We start from the raw sequence: 23,142 nt of genomic DNA on the forward strand, positions 1-23,142 counted from the left end.
GTTCTATTTTAGTTGGCTTGTTGAATGCTAAATCCGAGTGCCTGCAATTCTTCGCGTTTTGCAAATGGTGCAACCACTGCTTTCACAGGTTTTTGCTCCAGTAGATACTGTTTTGTAACACGTTTTAAATCATCCAAACTCACATTCAATAAACGTTCACGTAAAACTCTACGGAATTTAGGTGTACGTGCATGCAATAAAGCATAACAAGCAGTAATCGCTTCTCCAGCAGGTGAACCAGGTTTATCCATACCTGCAACCAAGCCTAAAATCGCTTCTTCAAGCTGGTAAGCTTGCTGTTCTACATTAAATAACCATTGCACACTTGCTTCAAAATCATTAAATGTTTCAAGCAAACGCGGGTCACGATAGCTATAGAAACGGAATGAACAAGCATTACCATCGTAGCTTGCCCCACCACCATAAGCACCACCCTTTTCACGGATCGCGCTATGTAAGAAACCATTACGCAGATATGCAGCCAATACCATCAATGGTGCTGCATCTGCATGTGCAACGTCGACAGCTTGATAAGCAGAGCAGCAGAATTGAACATTCGTCTGAATGAGCCAAGCTTCATCATTCTCTGTATTGATTTGCTCAACTTGGGTTAAGCTTACAGATGACTTATCGACAGCCAATTTATCCCAAACGTTTTGAATCTCTTCAACTAAACGATCCGATTGATGCTCTTCACAGACCAACAAAAATTGTTTAGGTGCTTGTAATAACTTGCGATGAATCGCCTGTAGTTCCGTAATCAAGGCTTGATAAGCTTCATCGTCTTGGTCAATCTTATTGACAAGATCACTCAACCAATTCAACGCACCCAAACCTGTGTTGTGATAATCACGGCGAGCTAAGGCACTCATCTGACGTGACGCAGCCTGCATCGCATAGCTATGCCCAGAACCAGACAAACGTGACTGCCAACGTGTTTTACGTTGCTGCAATAATTCGATGATACGGTCTTTTTCATCAAAACGGAGCTGTTCAAATGCAAGTTTCAACAATTGGATTGAATCTAACTTTTGAGTCAATGATTTAGTCGTCAACGTCAACCAAGCACTGATACGATCTTTATTATCTACTTTGCTGCGTAAAGATGCCCCCATGCCTAGACCACCACTCACCGCAGTTTGAATCTGCTGTAGTTCAAGGTAATCATATTCTCCTGCGCCAACCTCTCCCATCAAAATAGAAAGTAAATTGAAGTAAGGTGATTGTACGATTTCATCAGGAATTTGAATCAAGACTTGTTGATAATAAATACCGTTCGTACCTGCATGGTAAAGGTTTAAAGGCGTATCTAAACCATTACTAATAATTTCACGAAGTTGCCCTTGCACAATTTGTAAATCTGCAGGTACATCCTCCAAACCAACTTTCGGCAATAACTCAAGATCATCAGGTGTATCTTGACGTTGTTTTAGCGCTTCCGTTTTTTCCTGAATTTCGACTTTCTGAGCATCGGTTAAATTCGCCGTAATTTCAGCCAATCGTGCTTGCTCAGCTTGTTGCTCTTTGACCGATTTAGTTGCATCAGGCACTAAAGTCATTTGCACACGATGTGGATTATCTAACAAATGAATTTGAATCAAGTTAGACAACCACATTGGGTCTTTCAGTTCTTCTTTGACTTGCTCAATCGCAGCATCCACATCCCAGACATGGATTGGATCATTATGGTGAATGGCACTGCCTAAACCATTTAAAATAAGGCTTAAACCATATGGCGTACCATCACCGTTGATTTCACGTTGATGCAATTCAATTTGATGCAAAATCGCATCGACCAAATCAGTATCAATTGGTTTTGATGCTGCTTCTTTCAGAATATCTAAAACACCGTTTTTAAATGTTTCAGCATGTTCTTCATTCGAACCTTGTACACCACAATAGAACGTCATTTCAAAGTTACTATCATCAACGCCCATCAATGGGCCAGTTGATTGTGCATAACCACAGGTCTCTAAATAATGACGTAATGGTGAAGCCGAATTTTCTAATAGGATTCCCTCAACCAAACGCATCCCTAAACGTAATTTAATATCGCTTGTTTCAGGCAATAACCATGACATTACATGATAGGTTTTATCTTTAAGCTCTTCACTATCTACAGCATAGCTTTCAGTGACTTCAATCGCTGCTGGTAGACGTTTTTCAGGTTTTGAATACAGTGTTGTACCCTGAGAAAACTTATGCAAAGCGAGCTTTTCAAACTGCTCTTGTAGGTCATAGGCAGTTTGATTACCAAAGGTCATAAAGACTGCATTACTTGGGTGATAATGAACTTTATAGAAATCGACCAGTTGTTCATATGTTAAATCAGGAATGTCTTTTGGATCACCACCCGAATTATAGTGATAGGTTGTTTCAGGAAATAAATGATGCGCCAACTGATGATAAAGTTGATCTGTCGGTGAACTCATTGCCCCTTTCATTTCATTGAAAACGACACCTTTATAAACCGCTTGATCATTTTCCAACTCAATGCGGATGCCTTCTTGAGCAAAATCTAAAGGATTTAAATTTGCAGCAAAAGCAGCATCCAAATATACAGATAATAAATTTTGAAAATCTTTTTTATTCTGTGTCGCGAAAGGATATGCCGTCCAATCTGCTGCAGTAAACGCATTCATAAAGGTATTCAGTGAACGACGAATCATTAAAAAGAATGGATCACGTACAGGAAACTTTTCTGAACCACATAAAGCGGTATGCTCTAAAATATGTGCAGCGCCTTTTGAGTCCATTGGTTGCGTTCTAAAAGCCACTAAAAACACATTTTCATCATGGTTCGTAGCTAAATGATAGTGAACTGCACCAGTAATTTTGTGCTTATATTCTGAAACTTGAATATCGAGTGCTTCTACATGGTGTTGACGTAATAGCTGAAACGCAGGGTGAATCGTTTGAGTAATGCTTTCAGAAACATCGACCGTCATGTGATCTCCAATTTATCTATTTAAATAATTACAATTGATGGTAGAGAGTCTACCGAAGAATACGTGAGGATATCCATGTAAATTACTATGTTTTTGTAGGAAAATGCAGCGAGCAATCAAAGATGATTTCTCAAAATCTTTCAAAAATTAGCATTTAGTAACACGATAGGCTCACAATCATTGCTTCAATAAAAACAAGCCGCATGGCTTATATCACTAAAAAATGCAGCTCACAAAAATAGATTTTTTCATATTGTTAAATATATTCAAATAAATAGAAACCTAATTTATTGCTATGATAATCAGGATAAAGATAAAAACGGCATAACCGACCAGCTTTTTTCTGTAAATCATGATATGAATCCCGACTCACCCCACCAATTGCAATCAAATGCTTTTGTTCATAGGCAATAAATAGAGCCTCACCAAACTGATTAAAACAATTTTCACCTATTTTGAAATCTTGTACTAAGCGATGTAGAAAATGAAAACCCTCAATCTGTGAAAATGCTATTCGTCAATCTAATTTCTAAGATAAACCTACGACTTTTTCTATTCTAAAATGATTCAATGACAAGATATTCCTCAAAAATATTACCCTATACCCCACCTGAATTCTTTTCAACAAACTACTGTAATCCTGAGCATTAGTGTAAACTTTGCTTTTTGATTTTTAATGTGATGACAAACATGGCAACTGTTGATCTTTTTGCAATTGGTAATGCGCTGATTGACCAAGAATTTAAAGTCTCAAATGAGTTTTTAACACAACAAGCGTTGCAAAAAGGCACAATGCAGTTGACCGATGGCGACACTCAAGCGGCTTTATATCAACAATTACAAGATACGCAAAGCTATAAAGGTCAAGCAAGTGGCGGTTCAGCTGCAAATACAACGGTTGCCTTTGGTGCTTTAGGCGGTACAGCTTTTTATGGATGCCGTGTGGGTAATGATGACCTCGGTACAATCTATTTAAATGGCTTAAATGCGGCAGGCATTCAAACAACAACGCAATCCATCAGTGAAGGCGTAACAGGTACATGTATGGTTCTGATCAGTCCTGATTCAGAACGTACCATGCACACATATCTTGGTATCACGGCGGAACTCACAGCAGAACAAATCGACTTTGAACCATTAAAAACTGCAAAATGGCTCTACATCGAAGGTTATTTATCAACAAGTGATACTGCACGTGTTGCCGTTAAACAAGCACGTGAACTTGCCAAAGCACATGGCGTTAAAATCGCCCTCTCACTGTCTGACCCTGCAATGGTGCAATATGCACGTCAAGGTCTAGAAGAATTATTGGATGATGGTGTTGACTTATTGTTCTGTAATGAACAAGAAGCGTTGATGTTTACCAACACAGTAAATCTTGATGCTGCAATTGAAATCTTAAAATTAAAGAACCAACATATTGTCATCACCCAAGGCGCAAATGGCGCAGTCATCATTGATCCAGCTCAGCAATTCCATGTTGCTGGTCGTCATGTCGATGCCGTAGATACCAACGGTGCTGGTGACGCCTTTGCTGGTGCATTCTTATATGCAATCAATGCAGGTCTCAACTTAGAAACCGCTGCTCAACTTGCAATTTTGATCTCAAGTGAAGTTGTAGCACAATTCGGTCCACGCCTAGCGATCGAAAGCTACACTGAACTATTTGAACAATTCAAAAATGCTCAACAGGAATGTGCTTAAAATGGAAAAAATTTGCATGACAGAGGAAGTTCCTGAGCGTGAGTCTCGTGCATACGACACCATGAGAGGAACAACAATTTTCATTACTCAAAAAGATGGCAGCTTTTATGCTTATCAAAATGTTTGCCCACATTTGCAAACAGAACTTGAGTATTTAGAAAATCAATTTTTAGATCAAGACCGCGAATATATCCAATGCTCTACTCATGGCGCATTGTTCTCTGTGGAAACAGGTGAATGTATTTCAGGACCTTGCTTGGGTGAATTCCTAGAAAAAGTAAATTTGGAAGTCCACTCCGATGGTGGTATTTATATTGATTAGTGCCTAAACCATGAATTCTGCAATGACTGAGTTTTTTTTAAATTATTACCTAATGCCATTTCACATGAGTGTAGTTGCATTAATTTTGCTCAGCATTGCAGAAACGATCGGTATTTTTATCGGCTTACGCCCCAGTCACCTTGTGAAAAGAATGACACCTGAATGGTTATTAAACTCGCCACTCTTGGACGTAAAATTCTCTAAATACCTCATTTTTGTATTTTTACTCATCAATTTTAGTTTTGCAGGTTATTTCTTAGAGCTTTCTTTTTTTGCTTTACAGCATTATTTCATCTCACCTTACTACTTATTTGTTCCAGCCTTAATCATCGACATCTTTTTTACTGTGTTTATGATCCATTGCTTAGACCAAGTGATCAGACCCAAAGTCACACATACTCACATTAACTTAGTGGGTCGTTTAGCAACAATCTCAACGGGAAATGCACGTCCAGGCTTCTCTGCACAAGCACGTGTTCGCAATGAATTCGGTCAACTGTATTATGTACAAGTAGAGCCAGAATATGGTGAATTAGAGTTACAATCCCAAGTGTTGTTGATCAGTCAGAAATCTAATTCGTACTATATTGCTAAAAAAATCTCAATATCAAATAAGCTATTCACCGCAGACTGAACCCAAAATCCGTTGAAATCTAATTGAAGAGATTAGGATTTTTTTCACATAGTATTAAAATTACAATTTGTTACATAAAGAAAAAATGAAAAACGTGTAATCACCTCTTCCATTTCTATCAATTTATTGATCTAGCTATCTATCCAAAATGAATTGTGACATTTCACATATTTTTCACACAAAACTCTACTAATACACTAGGTTTTACCCAAAATTCATTATAAAAATTACTTAATTATGTAATCAGTTCTTTAAATGATTGTATATATTATGTTTTTTATATTCATACTATTTTAGTTGGTTTAATATTTTTTAATTAAGTATAAACCAAACCTTTTTAATCAGGTTTAAAAATATAAATACAACTGTTTCAATCAGATTTTTAAATCAATTCATATTATTTTAGTTGGATAACAAGAATATTTTAATTAATTTATAATAAAATAACTAAGACATTGATATTTATAATATATTTTTAATAAAAACATTTTAATAGCCTTAAAGGTTTATTTTTAATGAATTTTATTTAATAATGTTTTACATCTTTTTAAAATATGAGGCGAAGTTCTATGAACATGAGTTCTCAAGATCCAAACCGGAGATTAATCCGAGAAATCACGATTATTCTTATTATTAAAGTTGCACTTCTCATGGTGATTAAACATATCTGGTTTGATGCCCCAACGATTCCAAAAGATTTTAACAATGAAGTTGCCGAGCGTATTGCTGGTGACATGTCCAAAACTCAGGAGACACGTTGATGATTTCTGAAAGCGTGGTCGATCTTTCGCGGTTCCAATTTGCAATGACCGCAATGTATCACTTTCTTTTCGTCCCTCTAACTTTAGGTCTAGCTTTTATTCTTGCCATTATGGAAACCACCTACGTGATTTCTGGCAAAGAAATTTATAAAGACATGACCAAATTCTGGGGAAAACTCTTCGGGATTAACTTTGCCTTAGGTGTAACCACTGGTTTAACCATGGAATTCCAGTTCGGTACTAACTGGGCATATTATTCTCACTATGTAGGCGACATCTTTGGTGCCCCGCTTGCAATTGAAGGCTTGATGGCTTTCTTCCTAGAATCGACTTTTATCGGTCTATTCTTCTTTGGTTGGGATCGCCTTTCTAAAGTTCAACACTTAGGTGTAACTTGGTTAGTTGCGATTGGCTCAAATATGTCGGCGCTGTGGATTTTGATCGCCAATGGTTGGATGCAAAACCCAGTTGGTGCTGCATTTAACTACGAAACCATGCGTATGGAACTTGTAGACTTCGGTGCATTAATTTTCAACCCAGTCGCTCAAGTAAAATTTGTACATACGGTTTCTGCTGGTTATGTCACAGGTTCGATCTTTGTTCTCGCCATCTCAAGCTATTACCTGTTAAAGAAACGTGATTTGCCTTTTGCTCGTCGCTCTTTCGCGATTGCTGCAATCTTTGGTTTAGCTTCAACCCTATGCGTCATTTTACTTGGTGATGAATCAGGTTATGAATTGGGTGATGTTCAAAAAACTAAGCTCGCTGCAATTGAAGCTGAATGGCACACTGAACCTGCGCCTGCTGCATTTACGTTATTTGGTATTCCAAACCAAAAAGAAATGCGTACTGATTATGCAATTAAAATTCCATATGTTATGGGAATCATTGCAACACGCTCTACGGATAAACAAGTCACAGGCTTACATGACTTGATGAAAGAGCATGAAATCCGTATTCGTAATGGTATGGTGGCGTATAGTGAGCTAGAAAAACTACGTGCTGGTGATCGTTCGCCAGAACTACTTGCATCATTCGAGAAAAATCAAAAAGACTTAGGTTATGGTCTGTTATTGAAAAAATATTCTCCAAATGTGGTTGATGCAACTGAAGAACACATCAAAGCTGCAACTAAAGATACCATTCCAAATGTCGCTGCCTTGTTCTTCTCTTTCCGTGCAATGGTTGCTTCTGGTTTCCTCATGTTAGTGCTATTTATTTTAGCAACATGGGCTGTGGCAAAACGTAACGCAGAAAACAAACCTTGGTTACTTAAATATGCCTTATTTGCACTCCCACTTCCGTGGATTGCAGCTCAAACAGGCTGGTATGTAGCTGAAGGCGGTCGTCAACCTTGGTCTATTGGTGAAATCTTACCGACACACCTCTCTGCATCAAGCGTTAGCACAGGTGATGTGTGGGGATCAATTATTGCACTTGCTGCGTTCTATACCGTACTTCTCGTTATTGAAATGTACTTAATGATCAAATTTGCTCGTTTAGGTCCAAGTTCTTTGCATACTGGTAAATATCATTTTGAGAAATTAGCAGCAAAAACTGGGGAGGCTCAATCATGATCGAATATGAACTCCTAAAAATTATTTGGTGGGTATTGGTGGGTGTTTTACTCATTGGCTTTGCACTCACTGATGGTTTTGATATGGGCTCAATGGCACTCATGCCATTTGTAGGTAAAACCGACTCTGAACGCCGTGCTGCAATCAATACGATTGCACCACACTGGGATGGTAACCAAGTTTGGTTCATTACAGCGGGGGGTGCATTATTTGCTGCATGGCCAATGGTCTATGCCGTCGCTTTCTCTGGCATGTATTGGGCATTATTACTCGTGCTCTTTGCCTTGTTCCTACGACCTGTTGGATTTGACTATCGTTCTAAGTTAGAAAATACCCAATGGCGTACTTCTTGGGATTGGGGTCTCTGTATTGGTGGTGCTGTACCTGCACTGGTGTTCGGTGTTGCATTTGGTAACTTATTCTTAGGCGTACCATTTAGCTTAGATGACACTTTACGTTCACAATACACTGGTAGCTTCTTTGCTTTATTGAATCCTTTTGCACTCATTTGCGGTATCGTAAGCTTATCGATGTTATCTGCTCACGGCGGCGCATGGTTAATGCTTCGTACTGATGGTGATTTACACAACCGTTCTGCGAAAGCAACGCAAATTATGGCAATTGTATTTCTTGTATGCTTCTTAGCTGCTGGTGCTTGGTTATTCTTTGGAAATATCTCAGGCTATAGCTATGCAACTGCGGTGAATACCAATGCTGCACTTAACCCGCTTGCAAAAGAAGTTGTCACTAATGCCAATCATGGTTGGATGAATAATTACTCAACTTATCCAATTACCATGGCTGCGCCAATTGCTGCAATCCTAGGTGCATTATTGGTGATCATTAGCGCTGGCAAACACAAAGCTGCTGCGAGTTTTACAGGTACAAGCCTGATGATTGTGGGTGCAATCTTAACTGCTGGTTTTGCATTATTCCCATTCTTGTTACCATCAAGTATTGATCCAACGTCAAGCTTAACAATGTGGGATGCTGTTTCTAGTCATAAAACCCTTGGTGTAATGACGGTTGCTGCATGTATTTTTGTTCCTCTCATTTTGATCTATACCTCTTGGTCTTATTACAAAATGTGGGGCATCATCACTAACAAACACATTGAAGAAAATTCACATAGTTTGTACTAATGAGGAGATGTGAAATGTGGTATTTTGCATGGATTCTAGGCATTTTGATGGCATGCTTCGCAGGTGTACTCAGTGCACTGTATATCGAACACCATCAAGATTTAGATGAGGAATAATAGAATGGCTGAAGCAATGACAACACCGAAGAATAGTAAAGCGCAAGTGCTTGCAATGACCGTTTCGTTTTTGTTGGCATTGCCACTTGCAGCTATTTTATTGGTACACCCAGCACTGATGTTAGATGCCAATGGGCACTATAACCACAGCATGCTTATGCTTGTCATGGTCGGTATTTCTGGCGGTTTTATTCATGGTGTTGGGTTTATACCAAGATTTTGGTTATGGAAATGGTTATTTAGTCCTTATATTGCATGGCCTCTGATGATCTTAGGTTATTATATTTGGATTGGTAATTAATCTCCAAAAATCAAATAAAAAGAGGAAGCTATGCTTCCTCTTTTTTTACTTTATAAGCACATTGTCATTACAAAGTAATAATAAACTATGAATAAAATTTCTATGATTATGGCTATTGAAAATATTTCTAATTTTTTTGATATAAAGCGGATTGTACAGATATACACATACTATTTGGATTATTAACTAGAATAACCGTCAGTGGCGTAAGATAATTATTAACAAAGAAATAAAAATAAAAAGCTTTTAAAAACCCATATGGTCTTCCACCTACTGCAATTTCATTTGTATATGGGAAATGATAAATATAAAGTTTCCTTTGTTCATTTAAGGCATCCTTTCCATACAAACGAAAATTCCATGACGTGCTATATTTTTCAATCCTTCATCAGATTCATACCGATAGCAGCCCTTTTCCACTTGATCCATATCAGTCAATTGATAAAAGTCTCTTTGACCCAACCATAAAAAATAAGCGATGAATAAAATACCAAGAGCAAAAATGGCGATATATTTTCTTCTATTTTTCAAATTACCCTTGTTTTAACTCTCTGTTTTTTTTATTTAATATTCCTCTAACCAGCCTAATCAGAAAATGATAAAAAATCCTAGACTATGGTGAAGTTATCCAAAAACTTGTCGAACTCCATCACAGCCCTAGAAATAAAATACCATTGAAAGCAAATTTCTTATGCAATCACTTTTTCCATTTCAATCAGCTGAATTGGTACTAATGGCTGACCGACATCTGCATCTATAGGATAAGACTCTGTACGCCCTGTGGTCTGATAACCGCGACGTTGATAATATGCCATCAACTCAGTACGAACATCTAGAACATACATGATTAAGCGTCGAACGTTCGAATAGTTCTGAGTAATATAAGTTTCAACATAATTAAGCATTTCTCTGCCATAACCCAAATTTTGAATTGTTGGATCAATCGCAAAAGTTCCAATTTCAACAAAACTACTATCAAAAGTTAGCCCAATGCAACCAACCAAAGAACCTTGTTCATCTTCACCAACAAGTAATTCAAAATTTGATTGATTTAAGTCTCTACTTAATTGCTCTTTGGTAATACATGTCCCATCTACAAAAACTTTTTCTGTCGTCCAACTTCGATCAGACTGAGCCCGATAAGCCACATTAATTAATTTAACCAATTGCTCTACATCATCAATCTTTGCTGTTCTAATATTTAAAGACATTTCTATTTTATACATTCAATAAAAAACCGATGATAACATCGGTTTTTTAAAATGGACGAGTTAATTAGTTGGTTTGACCAGCTAACCATGCCATAAATTTTTGGCGCTCAGCTTTCGATGCTTTTTGCCACAATTCTACTAATTGTTGATCAGTCGTTTTTACAGCACCCGATACCGTTGTTGTCGTTACTGCAACAGAAGCCACATTTGCTGTCCCTACTGCATAAACAGGTGCAGGTTGATTCACGGTATTGTTTTTATTCTTCTGAGTCAGATCAAGCGTACGCCCAAGTAAACTACTGCCTGTAAACCAAGGCTGTACTTCATTGTTAGCACCTGTTTGCTGCACAACAAGCTGTTTGTTTTGATCATATAAAGCAACTGTTGGTTGTTCAGCATATTTTTTTGCTTCACTAAAGTTTTTTGGAGCATTTACCAGCGCTAACTTATACGCTTGATTGTCTTTCAGATCCGTTGCTTGAATTGTTACAACACCTGATTTTACAATATCATGCTCACCATTTAAATGATCAAAATATTCACGATAACGTACATTAACTGTTAGATTTCCAGCATCAACTTGATAGTTATTTTTCTTAGAAGGAATTAACCCACTATTTACTTCTTGACCATTTACCGCAAGAATTACGATTTCTTCAGGCGCAGTGATTGTGACTGCTGAAAAAACTGAACTACTTAATAATAACCCGAAAGCAGCAACACCAACTCTTAAAGACATTCGACTCTTCTCGATATAAATAATGTATGAAACCGTATGCACTATGCAACGCGATTATGACTATTTTATGACAACAAGCCAAACTGTCTATTCTAACAATTTAGCTTTTTTCAGATATATACATCATTTTTAAAGATATCGTCTATAGTTCTTTAGCCAACAGTCTTACTTACAAAATAAAAAAAGCACGTTAACGTGCTTTTTTACTCATACTTATCACAACTTAGTTAAAAGTTTTGAAACGCGCCGCATCATCCATATAAGTTTTTTCACCAGCCGCTGCTTCAATAGAACCAAACACGAGTTGTGCGCGTAGTTTCCAATTTGACGGAATATCAAAAGTTTCAGCAACTTCAGCATCAACGATTGGATTATAGTGCTGTAATGATGCACCTACACCAATTTCAGATAAAGCAGTCCATGTCGCAAACTGAGCAATCGCACTTGAATGTTCAGACCAAACTGGGAAGTTATCAGCATACAATGCAAATTGCTCTTGTAGACCTTTTACAACATCCTGATCTTCATAAAATAACGCTGTACCAAAACCTGCTGCAAAACTATCAATTTTTGCACTAGTATTTGTGAATGCTTCTGCTGGAACCATTTTACGTAAAGTTTCACGCACGATTTCCCAAAACTGAGTATGCGATGCACCATACAAAGTCACAACACGTGAGGTTTGTGAATTAAATGAAGATGGGCTTTGTTTTACTGCTTCGCGAATTGTTTCGTCAATCGTCGTTTGGTCAACTGTAAGGTTTTTACCAATTGCATAAATAGTACGGCGTGCTTTAATGCTATTTAGAAAGTTACTCATGTTGTTATTCCTACTCTACCTTTTAAGGCGTTATCTTGGATTGAATGTAGTGTATAACGGTACATTTTTTAGGAATAGTCTAAAAAATATGACAGATCGTTTTATTTTTGCAACAATATTATTTTCATAGTAATAAAAAAACTCCACATCACGTGGAGTTTTTTAACATATATTAATTACTTATCTGTTTCAAACAATGCTGCAACGAATGATTTTGCCGAGAACGGACGTAAATCATCAATTTTCTCACCTACACCAATATAACGAATTGGTACATGCGTACGACTTGCGATATTGAAGAGTACACCACCCTTGGCTGTACCATCTAATTTCGTAATCGTAATACCTGTTAAGCCAACAGCTTCATCAAAGAGTTGCACTTGATTAATCGCATTTTGGCCTGTGCCTGCATCTACAATCAACATGATTTCATGTGGCGCAGTTGCATCAATCTTCTGCATCACACGTTTAACTTTTTTAAGTTCTTCCATCAAGTTTGCTTTATTTTGCAAACGTCCTGCTGTATCAGCAATCAGGACATCAATACCCTTCGCACGGGCACTTTCAAAAGCATCAAAAATTACTGAAGCACTATCTGCACCATGCCCCTGCGCAACTACAGGAATCTCATTCCGTTCGCCCCAAATTTGGAGTTGCTCAGTCGCTGCAGCACGGAAAGTATCACCCGCCGCAAGCATTACTTTCTTACCTTCACCTTGGAGACGCTTAGCGAGTTTACCAATGGTTGTCGTTTTGCCTACACCATTCACACCCACCATTAGAATCACATAAGGTGATTTATTTGGATCGATATGTAATGGTTTTACACGTGGTGCAAGTAACGCAACCAGCTCTTCTTGCAATGCTTTGTAGAGCGCATGCGAATAAATTAAATCTCCACGAGCAGTTCTTTCAGTAAGATTCGCAATAATCGTCTTGGTGGCTTCAACACCAATATCAGCGACAAGTAATTGTTCTTCAACTTCTTCTAATAACTCATCATCAATTTCTTTACCACCAATCAAGATATTGACCATACCATCAGTAAAGCTACGACGCGTTTTGGTCAAACCATCTTTCATACGACCAAAGAAACCACCAGTCGATTTAGTTTCTTCTGTAACAACAGGGGCAGATGGCTCCTCTACAGACACAAGTGATGGTGCCTCAACTGTATTTTTTACTACTGGCTCAATAATGGGAACATCGACAGCAGGTAAACTTGGCAATGTGACATCGTCATCGCCAATATCAGCATTTATCAAGAATTTATTTTGCATATTCGATTGCTGTTGCATGTCGATTCCTTGAGAAAAAAGCAGCTTTTTTAAAAGATCGTCAGTCTAGCACAAATTGGTTTCTTTTTCCTGACCAAGACAAAGTGTTCATTTATAAATAAAAATGAGTCGTTTAAAACTTATTCATCTTCTTGTGCCATTGCTGGATATTCTTTAATACGACTAGATTCAAATTGATAAGCATTGAGAAGCTTTAGATAATCTACACGGCGAATTTGGGTATGTTCTAATATGTCCGCTGCCATTTGTTGCGTCTTAGGATGACTGGCTTGCTGTGAAAACTGAAGCATTTGCTGATATTGCAGTTCATTTACAGGACGTTGTAATGCTTTATATGCAAGCAGAAAAATAGACAAAATAATGATACTGACCAAAATATTATAAAACTGGTCTATTTGTAATCCTAATTTGGATTGCAGAGCTTTATGTTTAGAAATTATAGACAGCATAATCTACCTCGAATTAGATGTAGTGTATGTGTCTGACTCGCCTAGAACAAGTATAGCGTTCAATAAATCAAGAGAAGAAGTTTACCGAACGCCTCTTTATCAGCATAAATCTAACTCATAAGTGTTCGTACAAAAGCAAAATATAAAATGCAGGCGATGATTATAAGTGTAACAAATACGGCAAACATCCCTACACCACTTTCAGCATCAGCAGGATGTAAATCATCATCATCTGCGATACGTTTTAACTCGCCATTATAAATGTCATAGAACCAATCCTTTTGTTCAGGAGTCAAATGGCTTGCAAAGTCATACACGCGTTTACGTTGGGCTAGACAATAATCACCTAAATGAATTTCTTGATGAAAAATAGCTTCATCGAGTAATTTACGGTGATGGTGAGCTAAAGCAATAATTTGGCTTTCTGATGGTGGCACATCAAAATTGAAACCATCAATGATATTTGACATATTCTTCTCCTTATCTATTTCTATTATTTTCACTTTGATTTTACTTAAAAATATTTGGCAAAACTGTTTAATCGTGTAAGCTCTTTAATTACATAATGACACGCAATATATTTGACAATTCAAGTAATCTTGTCATAATTATTTCATAATTCAGAGTTATAGTGACTTAGATTCAAAGTAAAGTATCTTTGAATAGAATTTGAAGTAATCATAATTAGAATAAGGAGTTATATATGATTCAACATTTTACACAACATGAACTAGAACATGTGTATGCAAATGCGGTGAATACAATTCAATCGCAAAAAAACTTTCTAGATGCAGTGAAAGAGCTTGAACAAGTGGCTCAAGCAGGTCATGGCAAAGCAGCGTTATTTTTAGCGGAATTGTATTATCAAGGTTTTCGAGTAGAACGCGATTCGCTAAAAGCACAATATTGGCAGAAAATGGCAACATTACAAGCTTAACGAAACGTCACCTAGGTGGCGTTTTTTAATACCGACATAAAACGAATCAACACGGCTCTTTCATATTCCTGACTTGCGCTGTACCAAAGCTTAGTCGCTTTGTCTTGCTCAGGTGGCGTTTTTTAATACCGACATAAAACGAATCAACACGGCTCTTTCATATTCCTGACTTGCGCTGTACCAAAGCTTAGCCGCTTTGTCTTGCTCAGGTGGCGTTTTTTAATGCCTAATAGTTGTAAAAGCATTATTCATAAGAACTACTCACTTCATTTGTCTTCTGTTGCGCATCAAAACCTTAGCTTCAATAGCTTTCTAAAATCACATTTTGAACACCATTGAATATTTGCTTACGATTTAGATGAATTGTTTAAACATAATTGCCATATAGATTTCTTATAATAAAACATGAGTTTAAATAAAATTAGTTTACGAACATGTATCGTTTTAATCATTTCCAACCAGTCTCACGAGAATTGATGATCAAAATTTCAATTCTAAAAACAATGATGTATTGTGGCGTACTATGGGGTCTATACCATCAAGGCTGGGCAATTAAGTCTGATCATGATGGTCATGTTTTCCCATTTTGGTTAAATGGTGTACAAGCACACCGTTATGCAAAATCAAACTGGAAAAATTACAAACCACGTAAAATTACACCAAAAGATTTTCACGAATCGCTTTTACCAACTTTAACGCGTTTACAGGTAGAACCTGCTCTTTTTAATTCATCTCATCGCAAATTTAAGCTATCAACACAGCAAATGCAGCATTTCTTTTTTATGCCGCAACAATCTACAGGGATCGCTTAATTTATTTGCCAAGCGATAATGATGACTTTTTAAACATTCATGAGAAAAAGTTATCATTGAAGCTTAATTAGGACTTTGCAATTAAAAAAAATACCGTTAAGTTAAATGAAAATGACAATACAACAGAGGTAGATAAACAATGACAATCGTTGCCCAAGTCATCAAAAATAAAACCGTACAATCAATTTTTACAATTTCACCGAATGCGACTGTACTTGAAGCAATTACGATAATGGCAGATAAAGGCGTGGGAGCTTTGGTTGTTGCAGAAGATGAAAAACTGGTTGGTATTTTCTCTGAACGTGACTACACACGCAAAGTAACTTTGATGGAACGTTCATCAAATACAACACCAGTATCAGACATTATGACATCTAAGGTCATCACTGTTGGTCTAAACAATACGGTTGAGGAATGCTTACAATTAATGACAGATCGTCATTTACGTCATTTACCTGTTTTAGATAAAGAAAAATTAGTCGGTTTTATTTCGATTGGTGATTTGGTCAAAGCCGCAATGGAAGATCAACGCATACTAATCGAACAACTTCAACAATATATTTCAGGCTAACTTTCTCGCTGAAATAAGAAAAGGGCAAATTAATTGCCCTTTTCTTATTGTGCGGAATAATGTTTATGCTGTTAAAAAGTTTTTAATCACAGGTACAAGACGCTGCAATAATTCATCCGCTTGAGTTTGTGTCATATTCAATGGCGGTAATAAACGCACAACCGACCCAGCTGTCACATTGATAATTAACTTATATTCATCACGTGCAATAGCAACAAGTTCAGCACAATCTTTTGGCAATTGAATACCAATCATCATACCAAAACCACGCACTTGCACATTCTGATCAATCAATTCAGCTCGTAGTTGATCAACAATATAAGCGCCAATTGTTGCTGCATTTTCAACAGCATTTTCTTTTTCCAATGTATCAAGTACTGTGTACACCACACGTGAACCAAGCACTGTGCCGCCATAAGTCGAACCGTGGCTGCCCGCACCAAGTAAGCCTACCGCTTTACCTTGAGTCATCACAGCACCAACAGGAAAACCATTCCCTAGACCTTTCGCTGTAGTCATGACATCAGGAATAATATTGGTATGTTGGTAAGCAAAGTATTTACCTGTACGTCCATTACCCGTTTGAATTTCATCAAGCATCATTAGCCAATTGTGTTGGTTACATAAAGCACGTACTTCATCTAAATAACTAAAGCCTTGCGGTGCGGTATTTACTCCACCTTCGCCTTGAATCGGCTCGATCAGAATTGCAACGATATCTGGATTGTTAATCGCTGCTTCTTGAATCGCTTCAACATCACCAAATGGGACACGAATAAAGCCTTCAACCAAGGGAGCAAAACCTTCTTGAACTTTTTTATTCCCTGTCGCAGATAAAGTCGCCAAAGTACGGCCGTGGAAAGATTGTTCAGCAACAATAATTTTAGGGTTACTGATGCCCTGTTGAAAGCCAAATTTACGTGCAATCTTGATCGCACCTTCATTTGATTCAGCACCACTGTTTGAGAAGAAAATTTCTTCCATTCCTGAAACTTGAGCAAGTTTCTGCGCAGCAGCCGTTTGCCAAGGAATTTCAAATAAATTACTGGTATGTACTAAAGTTGCAGCTTGCTCCGCAATCGCTTCCGCAACCACCGGATGTGCGTGCCCTAAGCCACAAACAGCAATCCCTGTTAAAGCATCTAAATATTCCGTACCATCTGCCGTATATAAATACGCCCCTCGTCCTCGTACAAAGCTGATCGCTTGGCGACCATAAGTTGCCATAAGATGTGATGGTTGATCAGGTTGCACAGGAGCAAGAGTGATATTAGTCATAACAAACTCAATCTATCATTAGTTGTGGTGAAAAAACTTATATAAGCAAAAACTTGCATAGATTGAAAGCTCAAACTCACATTTATATAAGAAAAATCTTTAGCAATAGCCGTTCAACGATTTTTCGGTATATAATTTAGGGAGATTAGTTGAGGATCTATCTATGACGGAACAAGCGCGTGATACAGTAGCGTTAATTCGTGATCAAATTGCGAAACACCCTGTTTTACTTTACATGAAAGGCACTCCACAATTCCCGCAATGTGGTTTTTCTGCACGTGCAGTTGAAGCACTTAGCCAAATTGGTCGTCCATTTGCCTATGTAAATATCTTGGAAAACCAAGATATTCGTACCACATTACCTCAAATTGCAAACTGGCCTACTTTCCCACAATTATGGGTAAACGGCGAGCTTGTTGGTGGTAGCGATATCATGCTTGAAATGTTCCAAAATGGCGAGTTAAAACCATTAGTTGAACAGTATAGCCCTGCTCCTGAAGCATAAGCTATACAAGCGAAAGCCAATCACATGATTGGCTTTTTTATTGGCTTAGATTTATTGTTGACTAAAGCCCACATAACGAAACATACCCTCTACACCTAAATCTGCTTTGTAAATTTGCATATTTGGATAGTCTGTCTGAGTGACCGTCTCATAAATATTCATGTTTGGGTCTTCATGAATTTCATCAACCGATTGTGGCAAAACTGCCTCAAAACGATCAGCAATAAACTCAAAACCTAAATCCATTGCCATGAATAATGTATGCTCACACGGCTGAATATATTGTTCTTGCTGCCAATCCAAAACGGCATGTTGGCAAAAAGGGCATAAAATGTTTTGAGTTGCATCGACAATGTTGATGAGTTGATATGACATAATATTACAGCGTAAAAAATTTGATTCAGTGTAAAAGAATATGATGTATGAATCTATCTTGAATAGAAGGATTTAGCTTATGGCAACACTTGAACAAGCCATTGCACTGGCAGCACAACAACATGCAGGTCAAGTTGATAAAGCCAATGCCCCTTATATATTACATCCGTTAAGAGTCATGCTGAATGTTCCAACAATTGAACATAAAATTGTTGCTGTTTTACATGATGTTTTAGAAGATACAGAAACAAGCACTGAAGATTTACGCAAGTTAGGGTTTCAACAACAGATCATTGACGCTATCCTCGCACTCACGAAAAAAACAGGCGAATCTCGATTACAAGCTGCTCAACGAACTGTACAAAACCCAATTGCCCGTGTTGTGAAATTAGCAGATATCGCTGACAATATGAACTTATCTCGAATTCAATCACCAACAATCAAAGATTTTGAGCGCTTGAAAGAATATCAACAGGTTCGAGATATATTATTATTTAAAAATGTTGAGTAATCGTATTTATACTGATTTAACTTGCTCACAAAAGCTGGAGTTTATAGCGTAATGCTAACGGATTTAGATGATTTTTATTGCTTTGCGCTTGTTGTTGAACATGGTGGTTTTAGTGCGGCTGAACGTGCAACTGATATTCCTAAATCCAAACTCAGTCGCAGAGTTTATAATCTAGAGGAACAACTCGGTGTACGTCTCATTCAGCGAAGTTCACGTCATTTTGCTGTAACAGACATTGGTATGGATGTGTATCATCATGCTCAAGTGATGATGAATGCTGCCCAAGCTGCGCATGATGTCGTGAATCATTTAAGTAGCCAACCGCGTGGTGTCATCAAAGTCAGTGTGCCTGTCGACATTGCCCAAAATCAAATGGCAAAAATTCTGCCTGCTTTTTTGAAGAAGTACCCTGAGGTTCGGGTTCAAATGATGGTCAGCAATCGTAGAGTAGATGTGATTAATGAAGGTATTGATCTAGCATTACGTGTTCGCTCTAAACTAGATGATGACCCCAATCTTGTATTAAGACAATTTGAAGCAATTGAGCAACGTCTTTTTGCGAGTCAAGCCTATTTAAATGAATTTGGACATTTATCAACACCTGAGCAACTCAGTGATCATCGCATCATCAGTATGGCAGAAGAACATTTAGACCAACACTTTTTATTGTTTGGCCCTGAAAACCAACAAAAGAAAATCAAAGTCAATCCTGTCATTATGGGTTCTAACTTATTAATGTTAGCTGAACTTGCAAGCCAAAATTGTGGTATTGCCCTATTGCCTGACAGCATTGCACAAGATTTCATCAAATCAGGTCAATTGGTGAAAGTACTCCCTGAATGGACAGCACCACATGGTATTTTTCATGCCGTCTATCCATCACGCAGAGGTTTATTACCCGCAGTTCGTGTCTTCATTGACTATTTGGTCGAACAACTTACGCTATGCTCGACCAAAAGAAAACCCAATTTATAATCGAATTTTAGGTCTGTTGTATTTCACAGATGGTTGTGACAGAGCATCATATCCTTATGAAATGGCAGGGTAATGCCCTGTTCCATTCGGCCAAGGTGTTAACAGCTCAAAACCATCATCGGTTACAGCAACCATATGTTCCCATTGTGCTGAAAGTGATTTATCTTGCGTCACGACAGTCCAACCATCATTTAATTCTCTTACATGCGGTTTACCCGCATTGACCATCGGCTCAATCGTAAAGACCATGCCTTTTTTCAAGACCATGCCTTGTCCTTTCTGACCATAATGCAGAATATTCGGCTGTTCATGATAAATACGTCCAATGCCATGACCGCAATATTCTCGAACAATACTATAGCCTTCACGCTGCGCAACCGATTGAATCGCATAACCAATATCACCCAATGTCGCACCAGGTTTTACGGCATGGATCCCTGCAAGCATGGCTTCATAGGTTGTTTCCACCAGCTTCTTAGCTGCTGGATTCGCTTCTCCAACAAAGTACATACGACTGGTATCACCAAAGTAGCCGTCTTTAATAACAGCGACATCAATATTTAAAATATCACCATCTTTCAATATTCTATGTGTAGAAGGAATCCCGTGACAGACTTCATCATTGATCGAAATACATGTCGTCTTGGTAAAACCATGATAACCAATATTGGCAGGAATCACCTGTAACGTATTTACAATATAATCATTACAGATGTCATCTAAATATTCTGTTGAAACGCCAGACTTGATATAAGCACCAATCATTTCTAATACTTGTGCCGCCAAACGTCCTGAGATACGTAATTTCTCAATATCTTGTTCAGATTTAATGGTCACAGTAGAAGCTCTCATTCGAGATTTCCTTATTCAGATATTAGGTTAATGCAACATGCAGATTCATTTTTCTGTACTGCATTTAATATTTCAATAGTTGTACGCTGTAGTACACAAATCTTCAATCTTTTTAAGACCGAAGATTGTTTTTTATTTTACATTTAATTTCAGCATACAACATAAGAAAAAAGTCTAACAAGCACATTTTTTTACTTTTAAAATATTTTCAATAGATTAAGTTTACCAGAGCTAATTACATGATTTTAATCAGTTCTTATTAGACAAAAATAAACCAATTTTCACATAAAATTAGTTTCAAATGACTACAATTTTGTTCTAGAATCCGCACTTTTATTTTATACCTCCCTTTTATGAACCATCTTCGTACAGGAGATATTATTGCTCTTGGTTTTATGACCTTTGCACTTTTCATTGGTGCAGGCAATATTATTTTCCCTCCCATTGTTGCACAACAGGCTGGTGAACATGTCTGGCTCGCTGCTTTTGGATTCTTAATTACCGCAGTCGGTCTTCCTGTGATTACGATTATGGCCTTGTCTCGTATGCAAGGCTCTATCGAAGTGATCAGCTCGCCTTTAGGACGCTTTTTTAGCTTACTCCTCACAATTGTCTGCTATTTATCTGTTGGGCCACTCTTTGCAACACCACGTACCGCTACTGTTTCTTATGAGATAGGATTTGCACCTTATTTTGGAACATCAAATAGTAGCCTATTGATTTACAGCATTATCTATTTTGCCTTTGTGACTGCTATCTCACTTTATCCAAATAAACTTTTGGACACCGTTGGTCATATACTTGCACCATTAAAAATTGTTGCGCTTGCCATTCTGGGTATTGCAGCGATTCTTATTCCAACGGGTTACATTTCTCCACCAGTACACAAATATGTGACTAGTCCCGTTTCTGAAGGCTTCGTCAATGGTTACTTAACCATGGATACCTTGGGTGCTTTGGTATTTGGTATCGTGATTATTCAAGCAATTCAATCACGTGGTGTCACAGACTCAAAACTGATTACCAAATATGCGATTATCGCAAGTCTGATTGCTGGTGTAGGTTTGACACTGGTCTATATCAGCCTATTTAAACTTGGATTGGGCAGCCATGAAGTTGCCGCAAATGCTGCGAATGGTGCTGTTATTTTACATGCTTATGTTCAACATGCGTTTGGTGATCTAGGCTCATTGTTCTTAACAGGTTTAATTTTCCTTGCCTGCATGGTGACTGCGATTGGTTTAACTTGCGCATGCGCAGAATATTTCACTGAGTTAACAGGCTTACCATATAAATTATTGGTTTTTATCTTAATTGGTTTTTCATTATTAATTTCGAATTTAGGCTTAACCAAACTAATTGCGTTCTCTGTTCCAGTATTAAGTGCCATTTATCCACCAGCTATTGTTGTGATTATGATGAGCTTTTTCTGGAAATATTGGAATAAACCTTCAATTGTCGTGAGCTCTGTTACTGCTGTTGCTTTCCTATTTGGCATCATTGAGGCACTCAAAGCTGCTGGGTTTACCGAACAATTACCTCAGTTCATTAATAATCTCCCTTTAAATGAACAAAATCTTGCTTGGCTACTTCCGTCACTGGCTGTTTTGGTTATCGCAATTGCGGTAGACCGACTCTCTTCCGTGTCGAAGAATTAAAATGATTTGTCGTTAAAATGGTGTTTTACCCAAACATTATTTTAGCTATACAAAAAATGTTCTTTTATCCAACTTACATTTTTTGTTTACGACAAATTATTTCCTTTGATCAAAGCCCAAATGCGACCAAATGATCAACGATAAAAGACTAAGCAATATATAATTTTAGCTCTAAATATTTATCAAAATGTAAAAAATACACTTAATATTCAATAAGAAAATAATATAAATATATATGATAAATACTTAATTGGTATAGAAATCAATACCCTCATAAATTTATCTAAAAAATAGCCAACTTAGCCCTTGAAATATGAGGAAATTCAAAGTACAACTTGAATAATAATTCTGACAAAAACGATTAGGTTTTGTCATCACACCGCAAGGGAGGGATGGAGATGTTATCATTACATTTCAACAAGCAAGTCTTCATTGACACTCTGAAGACTAACGACTCAGTGGTATATGCAATTACAACACTTGCGCTTATGGCGACATTGTTATTGCAAGGCACGATTAAGGGCAACTTAAAACCCGAATATTTTGCATACGCTCTGATTGTGTCGCTGGCCTTTTGCATGTGGGGGATGATTGATCGAAAGTTTCGACAGATAAGTGCCAAGCGCCAATAGAATGTTTTAAGAAA

26 protein-coding genes are annotated in these 23,142 nt (G+C 37.5%); 16 read left to right on the forward strand and 10 right to left on the reverse strand.

All coding sequences use genetic code 11. The features are described from left to right. Positions 1-8 precede the first annotated feature (8 nt). On the reverse strand, positions 9-2,948 hold the full coding sequence (locus MMP60_RS09585; RefSeq protein ID WP_241336055.1) for an insulinase family protein: 2,940 nt from the start codon (positions 2,946-2,948) through the stop codon (positions 9-11). A gap of 690 nt (positions 2,949-3,638) precedes the next feature. Here MMP60_RS09585 and MMP60_RS09590 point away from each other — a divergent pair. The 8 genes from MMP60_RS09590 (at position 3,639) to MMP60_RS09625 (ending at position 9,505) form a co-directional block, all read left to right on the forward strand. Further along, positions 3,639-4,652 carry an adenosine kinase gene (locus MMP60_RS09590; protein WP_241336056.1) on the forward strand — a complete coding sequence of 338 codons (1,014 nt, stop codon included), beginning with the start codon at positions 3,639-3,641 and terminating at the stop codon, positions 4,650-4,652. A gap of 16 nt (positions 4,653-4,668) precedes the next feature. Then, positions 4,669-4,974, forward strand: a complete 306-nt coding sequence (locus MMP60_RS09595) for a Rieske (2Fe-2S) protein (RefSeq protein ID WP_241336057.1) — start codon at positions 4,669-4,671, stop codon at positions 4,972-4,974. Positions 4,975-4,996: 22 nt separating this feature from the next. Beyond that, positions 4,997-5,608 (forward strand): OB-fold-containig protein, encoded by a 612-nt coding sequence (locus MMP60_RS09600; RefSeq protein WP_162147121.1) that lies wholly within the window; start codon positions 4,997-4,999, stop codon positions 5,606-5,608. Between the two features lie 569 nt (positions 5,609-6,177). Further along, entirely contained in the window at positions 6,178-6,369 is a 192-nt protein-coding gene (cydP, locus tag MMP60_RS09605; RefSeq protein ID WP_241336058.1) for a cytochrome oxidase putative small subunit CydP, read from the forward strand. Further along, positions 6,369-7,946 carry a cytochrome ubiquinol oxidase subunit I gene (locus tag MMP60_RS09610; RefSeq protein WP_241336059.1) on the forward strand — a complete coding sequence of 526 codons (1,578 nt, stop codon included), beginning with the start codon at positions 6,369-6,371 and terminating at the stop codon, positions 7,944-7,946. The genes cydP and MMP60_RS09610 overlap by 1 nt, the downstream gene beginning before the upstream one ends. Then, positions 7,943-9,088: a cytochrome d ubiquinol oxidase subunit II gene (cydB, locus tag MMP60_RS09615; RefSeq protein WP_241336060.1), complete on the forward strand. Its 1,146-nt coding sequence runs from the start codon at positions 7,943-7,945 to the stop codon at positions 9,086-9,088. Before MMP60_RS09610 ends, cydB begins: the two co-directional genes overlap by 4 nt. Before the next feature lie 14 nt (positions 9,089-9,102). After that, positions 9,103-9,204, forward strand: coding sequence for a cytochrome bd-I oxidase subunit CydX (cydX, locus tag MMP60_RS09620; protein ID WP_002120988.1), 102 nt, complete (start codon positions 9,103-9,105; stop codon positions 9,202-9,204). 4 nt (positions 9,205-9,208) lie between these two features. After that, a complete protein-coding gene (locus MMP60_RS09625) occupies positions 9,209-9,505 on the forward strand; it encodes a cyd operon YbgE family protein (RefSeq protein ID WP_004799128.1) in 297 nt (98 codons plus the stop codon). A 689-nt stretch (positions 9,506-10,194) separates the two neighbouring features. Here the strand turns inward: MMP60_RS09625 and MMP60_RS09630 are convergent. From MMP60_RS09630 to MMP60_RS09655, 6 genes are all read right to left on the reverse strand, one after another. After that, positions 10,195-10,716: a GNAT family N-acetyltransferase gene (locus MMP60_RS09630; protein WP_241336061.1), complete on the reverse strand. Its 522-nt coding sequence runs from the start codon at positions 10,714-10,716 to the stop codon at positions 10,195-10,197. Between the two features lie 64 nt (positions 10,717-10,780). After that, positions 10,781-11,455, reverse strand: a complete 675-nt coding sequence (locus MMP60_RS09635; RefSeq protein ID WP_241336062.1) for a DUF2057 family protein — start codon at positions 11,453-11,455, stop codon at positions 10,781-10,783. A gap of 223 nt (positions 11,456-11,678) precedes the next feature. Next, positions 11,679-12,275 carry a nitroreductase family protein gene (locus tag MMP60_RS09640; RefSeq protein ID WP_241336063.1) on the reverse strand — a complete coding sequence of 199 codons (597 nt, stop codon included), beginning with the start codon at positions 12,273-12,275 and terminating at the stop codon, positions 11,679-11,681. A gap of 176 nt (positions 12,276-12,451) precedes the next feature. Further along, entirely contained in the window at positions 12,452-13,573 is a 1,122-nt protein-coding gene (gene ftsY / locus MMP60_RS09645; protein ID WP_241336064.1) for a signal recognition particle-docking protein FtsY, read from the reverse strand. A gap of 119 nt (positions 13,574-13,692) precedes the next feature. Beyond that, entirely contained in the window at positions 13,693-14,022 is a 330-nt protein-coding gene (locus MMP60_RS09650) for a hypothetical protein (RefSeq protein ID WP_241336065.1), read from the reverse strand. Positions 14,023-14,132: 110 nt separating this feature from the next. Next, the gene (locus MMP60_RS09655) at positions 14,133-14,492 is read right to left on the reverse strand and encodes a hypothetical protein (protein ID WP_241336066.1); all 360 of its coding nucleotides are present in this window, start codon (positions 14,490-14,492) and stop codon (positions 14,133-14,135) included. Positions 14,493-14,725: 233 nt separating this feature from the next. Here MMP60_RS09655 and MMP60_RS09660 point away from each other — a divergent pair, with 233 nt between their 5' ends. From MMP60_RS09660 to MMP60_RS09670, 3 genes are all read left to right on the forward strand, one after another. Next, complete coding sequence (locus tag MMP60_RS09660) at positions 14,726-14,959, forward strand: hypothetical protein (protein WP_004671340.1); 234 nt, start codon at positions 14,726-14,728, stop codon at positions 14,957-14,959. Positions 14,960-15,393: 434 nt separating this feature from the next. Next, the gene (locus tag MMP60_RS09665) at positions 15,394-15,771 is read left to right on the forward strand and encodes a DUF2750 domain-containing protein (RefSeq protein ID WP_241336067.1); all 378 of its coding nucleotides are present in this window, start codon (positions 15,394-15,396) and stop codon (positions 15,769-15,771) included. Positions 15,772-15,910: 139 nt separating this feature from the next. Beyond that, positions 15,911-16,342, forward strand: coding sequence for a CBS domain-containing protein (locus MMP60_RS09670; RefSeq protein ID WP_241336068.1), 432 nt, complete (start codon positions 15,911-15,913; stop codon positions 16,340-16,342). A 63-nt stretch (positions 16,343-16,405) separates the two neighbouring features. Here MMP60_RS09670 and MMP60_RS09675 read toward each other — a convergent pair whose 3' ends face one another. Next, the gene (locus tag MMP60_RS09675) at positions 16,406-17,620 is read right to left on the reverse strand and encodes an aspartate aminotransferase family protein (protein WP_018679223.1); all 1,215 of its coding nucleotides are present in this window, start codon (positions 17,618-17,620) and stop codon (positions 16,406-16,408) included. 163 nt (positions 17,621-17,783) lie between these two features. Between MMP60_RS09675 and grxD the strand changes: the two genes are divergently transcribed. Then, entirely contained in the window at positions 17,784-18,125 is a 342-nt protein-coding gene (gene grxD / locus MMP60_RS09680) for a Grx4 family monothiol glutaredoxin (protein WP_018679222.1), read from the forward strand. 51 nt (positions 18,126-18,176) lie between these two features. On the opposite strand, the gene MMP60_RS09685 is transcribed toward grxD, so the two are convergent. After that, positions 18,177-18,500, reverse strand: a complete 324-nt coding sequence (locus MMP60_RS09685; protein ID WP_241336069.1) for a hypothetical protein — start codon at positions 18,498-18,500, stop codon at positions 18,177-18,179. 79 nt (positions 18,501-18,579) lie between these two features. Here MMP60_RS09685 and MMP60_RS09690 point away from each other — a divergent pair, with 79 nt between their 5' ends. Together MMP60_RS09690 and MMP60_RS09695 are read left to right on the forward strand one after the other, a co-directional pair. Next, a complete protein-coding gene (locus MMP60_RS09690; protein ID WP_241336070.1) occupies positions 18,580-19,011 on the forward strand; it encodes a guanosine-3',5'-bis(diphosphate) 3'-pyrophosphohydrolase in 432 nt (143 codons plus the stop codon). Positions 19,012-19,062: 51 nt separating this feature from the next. Then, positions 19,063-19,986 carry a LysR family transcriptional regulator gene (locus tag MMP60_RS09695; RefSeq protein WP_241336071.1) on the forward strand — a complete coding sequence of 308 codons (924 nt, stop codon included), beginning with the start codon at positions 19,063-19,065 and terminating at the stop codon, positions 19,984-19,986. A 54-nt stretch (positions 19,987-20,040) separates the two neighbouring features. Here the strand turns inward: MMP60_RS09695 and map are convergent, their stop codons facing one another. Next, entirely contained in the window at positions 20,041-20,838 is a 798-nt protein-coding gene (gene map, locus MMP60_RS09700) for a type I methionyl aminopeptidase (RefSeq protein ID WP_241336072.1), read from the reverse strand. Between the two features lie 353 nt (positions 20,839-21,191). Here map and brnQ point away from each other — a divergent pair, with 353 nt between their 5' ends. Together brnQ and MMP60_RS09710 are read left to right on the forward strand one after the other, a co-directional pair. Next, complete coding sequence (gene brnQ, locus MMP60_RS09705; RefSeq protein ID WP_241336073.1) at positions 21,192-22,496, forward strand: branched-chain amino acid transport system II carrier protein; 1,305 nt, start codon at positions 21,192-21,194, stop codon at positions 22,494-22,496. Between the two features lie 398 nt (positions 22,497-22,894). Next, a complete protein-coding gene (locus MMP60_RS09710; protein WP_241336074.1) occupies positions 22,895-23,128 on the forward strand; it encodes a hypothetical protein in 234 nt (77 codons plus the stop codon). The last annotated feature ends 14 nt before the right edge of the window (positions 23,129-23,142 follow it).

The sequence above is a fragment of the Acinetobacter sp. ANC 4805 genome, assembly GCF_022549495.1.
Classification (GTDB): Bacteria; Pseudomonadota; Gammaproteobacteria; order Pseudomonadales; family Moraxellaceae; genus Acinetobacter.

What these genes read in the sequence shown, in the direction of transcription:
- map (WP_241336072.1), bottom strand. Translation starts at nt 20,838, where the DNA reads ATGAGAGCTTCTACTGTGACCATTAAATCTGAACAAGATATTGAGAAA.
- MMP60_RS09690 (WP_241336070.1), top strand. Translation starts at nt 18,580, where the DNA reads ATGGCAACACTTGAACAAGCCATTGCACTGGCAGCACAACAACATGCA.
- MMP60_RS09630 (WP_241336061.1), bottom strand. Translation starts at nt 10,716, where the DNA reads ATGTCTTTAAATATTAGAACAGCAAAGATTGATGATGTAGAGCAATTG.
- MMP60_RS09635 (WP_241336062.1), bottom strand. Translation starts at nt 11,455, where the DNA reads ATGTCTTTAAGAGTTGGTGTTGCTGCTTTCGGGTTATTATTAAGTAGT.
- MMP60_RS09695 (WP_241336071.1), top strand. Translation starts at nt 19,063, where the DNA reads ATGCTAACGGATTTAGATGATTTTTATTGCTTTGCGCTTGTTGTTGAA.
- MMP60_RS09585 (WP_241336055.1), bottom strand. Translation starts at nt 2,948, where the DNA reads ATGACGGTCGATGTTTCTGAAAGCATTACTCAAACGATTCACCCTGCG.
- MMP60_RS09625 (WP_004799128.1), top strand. Translation starts at nt 9,209, where the DNA reads ATGGCTGAAGCAATGACAACACCGAAGAATAGTAAAGCGCAAGTGCTT.
- ftsY (WP_241336064.1), bottom strand. Translation starts at nt 13,573, where the DNA reads ATGCAACAGCAATCGAATATGCAAAATAAATTCTTGATAAATGCTGAT.
- MMP60_RS09685 (WP_241336069.1), bottom strand. Translation starts at nt 18,500, where the DNA reads ATGTCATATCAACTCATCAACATTGTCGATGCAACTCAAAACATTTTA.
- cydB (WP_241336060.1), top strand. Translation starts at nt 7,943, where the DNA reads ATGATCGAATATGAACTCCTAAAAATTATTTGGTGGGTATTGGTGGGT.
- grxD (WP_018679222.1), top strand. Translation starts at nt 17,784, where the DNA reads ATGACGGAACAAGCGCGTGATACAGTAGCGTTAATTCGTGATCAAATT.
- MMP60_RS09600 (WP_162147121.1), top strand. Translation starts at nt 4,997, where the DNA reads ATGACTGAGTTTTTTTTAAATTATTACCTAATGCCATTTCACATGAGT.
- MMP60_RS09650 (WP_241336065.1), bottom strand. Translation starts at nt 14,022, where the DNA reads ATGCTGTCTATAATTTCTAAACATAAAGCTCTGCAATCCAAATTAGGA.
- MMP60_RS09710 (WP_241336074.1), top strand. Translation starts at nt 22,895, where the DNA reads ATGTTATCATTACATTTCAACAAGCAAGTCTTCATTGACACTCTGAAG.
- MMP60_RS09675 (WP_018679223.1), bottom strand. Translation starts at nt 17,620, where the DNA reads ATGACTAATATCACTCTTGCTCCTGTGCAACCTGATCAACCATCACAT.
- MMP60_RS09590 (WP_241336056.1), top strand. Translation starts at nt 3,639, where the DNA reads ATGGCAACTGTTGATCTTTTTGCAATTGGTAATGCGCTGATTGACCAA.
- MMP60_RS09640 (WP_241336063.1), bottom strand. Translation starts at nt 12,275, where the DNA reads ATGAGTAACTTTCTAAATAGCATTAAAGCACGCCGTACTATTTATGCA.
- MMP60_RS09595 (WP_241336057.1), top strand. Translation starts at nt 4,669, where the DNA reads ATGACAGAGGAAGTTCCTGAGCGTGAGTCTCGTGCATACGACACCATG.
- cydP (WP_241336058.1), top strand. Translation starts at nt 6,178, where the DNA reads ATGAACATGAGTTCTCAAGATCCAAACCGGAGATTAATCCGAGAAATC.
- brnQ (WP_241336073.1), top strand. Translation starts at nt 21,192, where the DNA reads ATGAACCATCTTCGTACAGGAGATATTATTGCTCTTGGTTTTATGACC.
- MMP60_RS09665 (WP_241336067.1), top strand. Translation starts at nt 15,394, where the DNA reads ATGTATCGTTTTAATCATTTCCAACCAGTCTCACGAGAATTGATGATC.
- MMP60_RS09660 (WP_004671340.1), top strand. Translation starts at nt 14,726, where the DNA reads ATGATTCAACATTTTACACAACATGAACTAGAACATGTGTATGCAAAT.
- cydX (WP_002120988.1), top strand. Translation starts at nt 9,103, where the DNA reads ATGTGGTATTTTGCATGGATTCTAGGCATTTTGATGGCATGCTTCGCA.
- MMP60_RS09670 (WP_241336068.1), top strand. Translation starts at nt 15,911, where the DNA reads ATGACAATCGTTGCCCAAGTCATCAAAAATAAAACCGTACAATCAATT.
- MMP60_RS09655 (WP_241336066.1), bottom strand. Translation starts at nt 14,492, where the DNA reads ATGTCAAATATCATTGATGGTTTCAATTTTGATGTGCCACCATCAGAA.
- MMP60_RS09610 (WP_241336059.1), top strand. Translation starts at nt 6,369, where the DNA reads ATGATTTCTGAAAGCGTGGTCGATCTTTCGCGGTTCCAATTTGCAATG.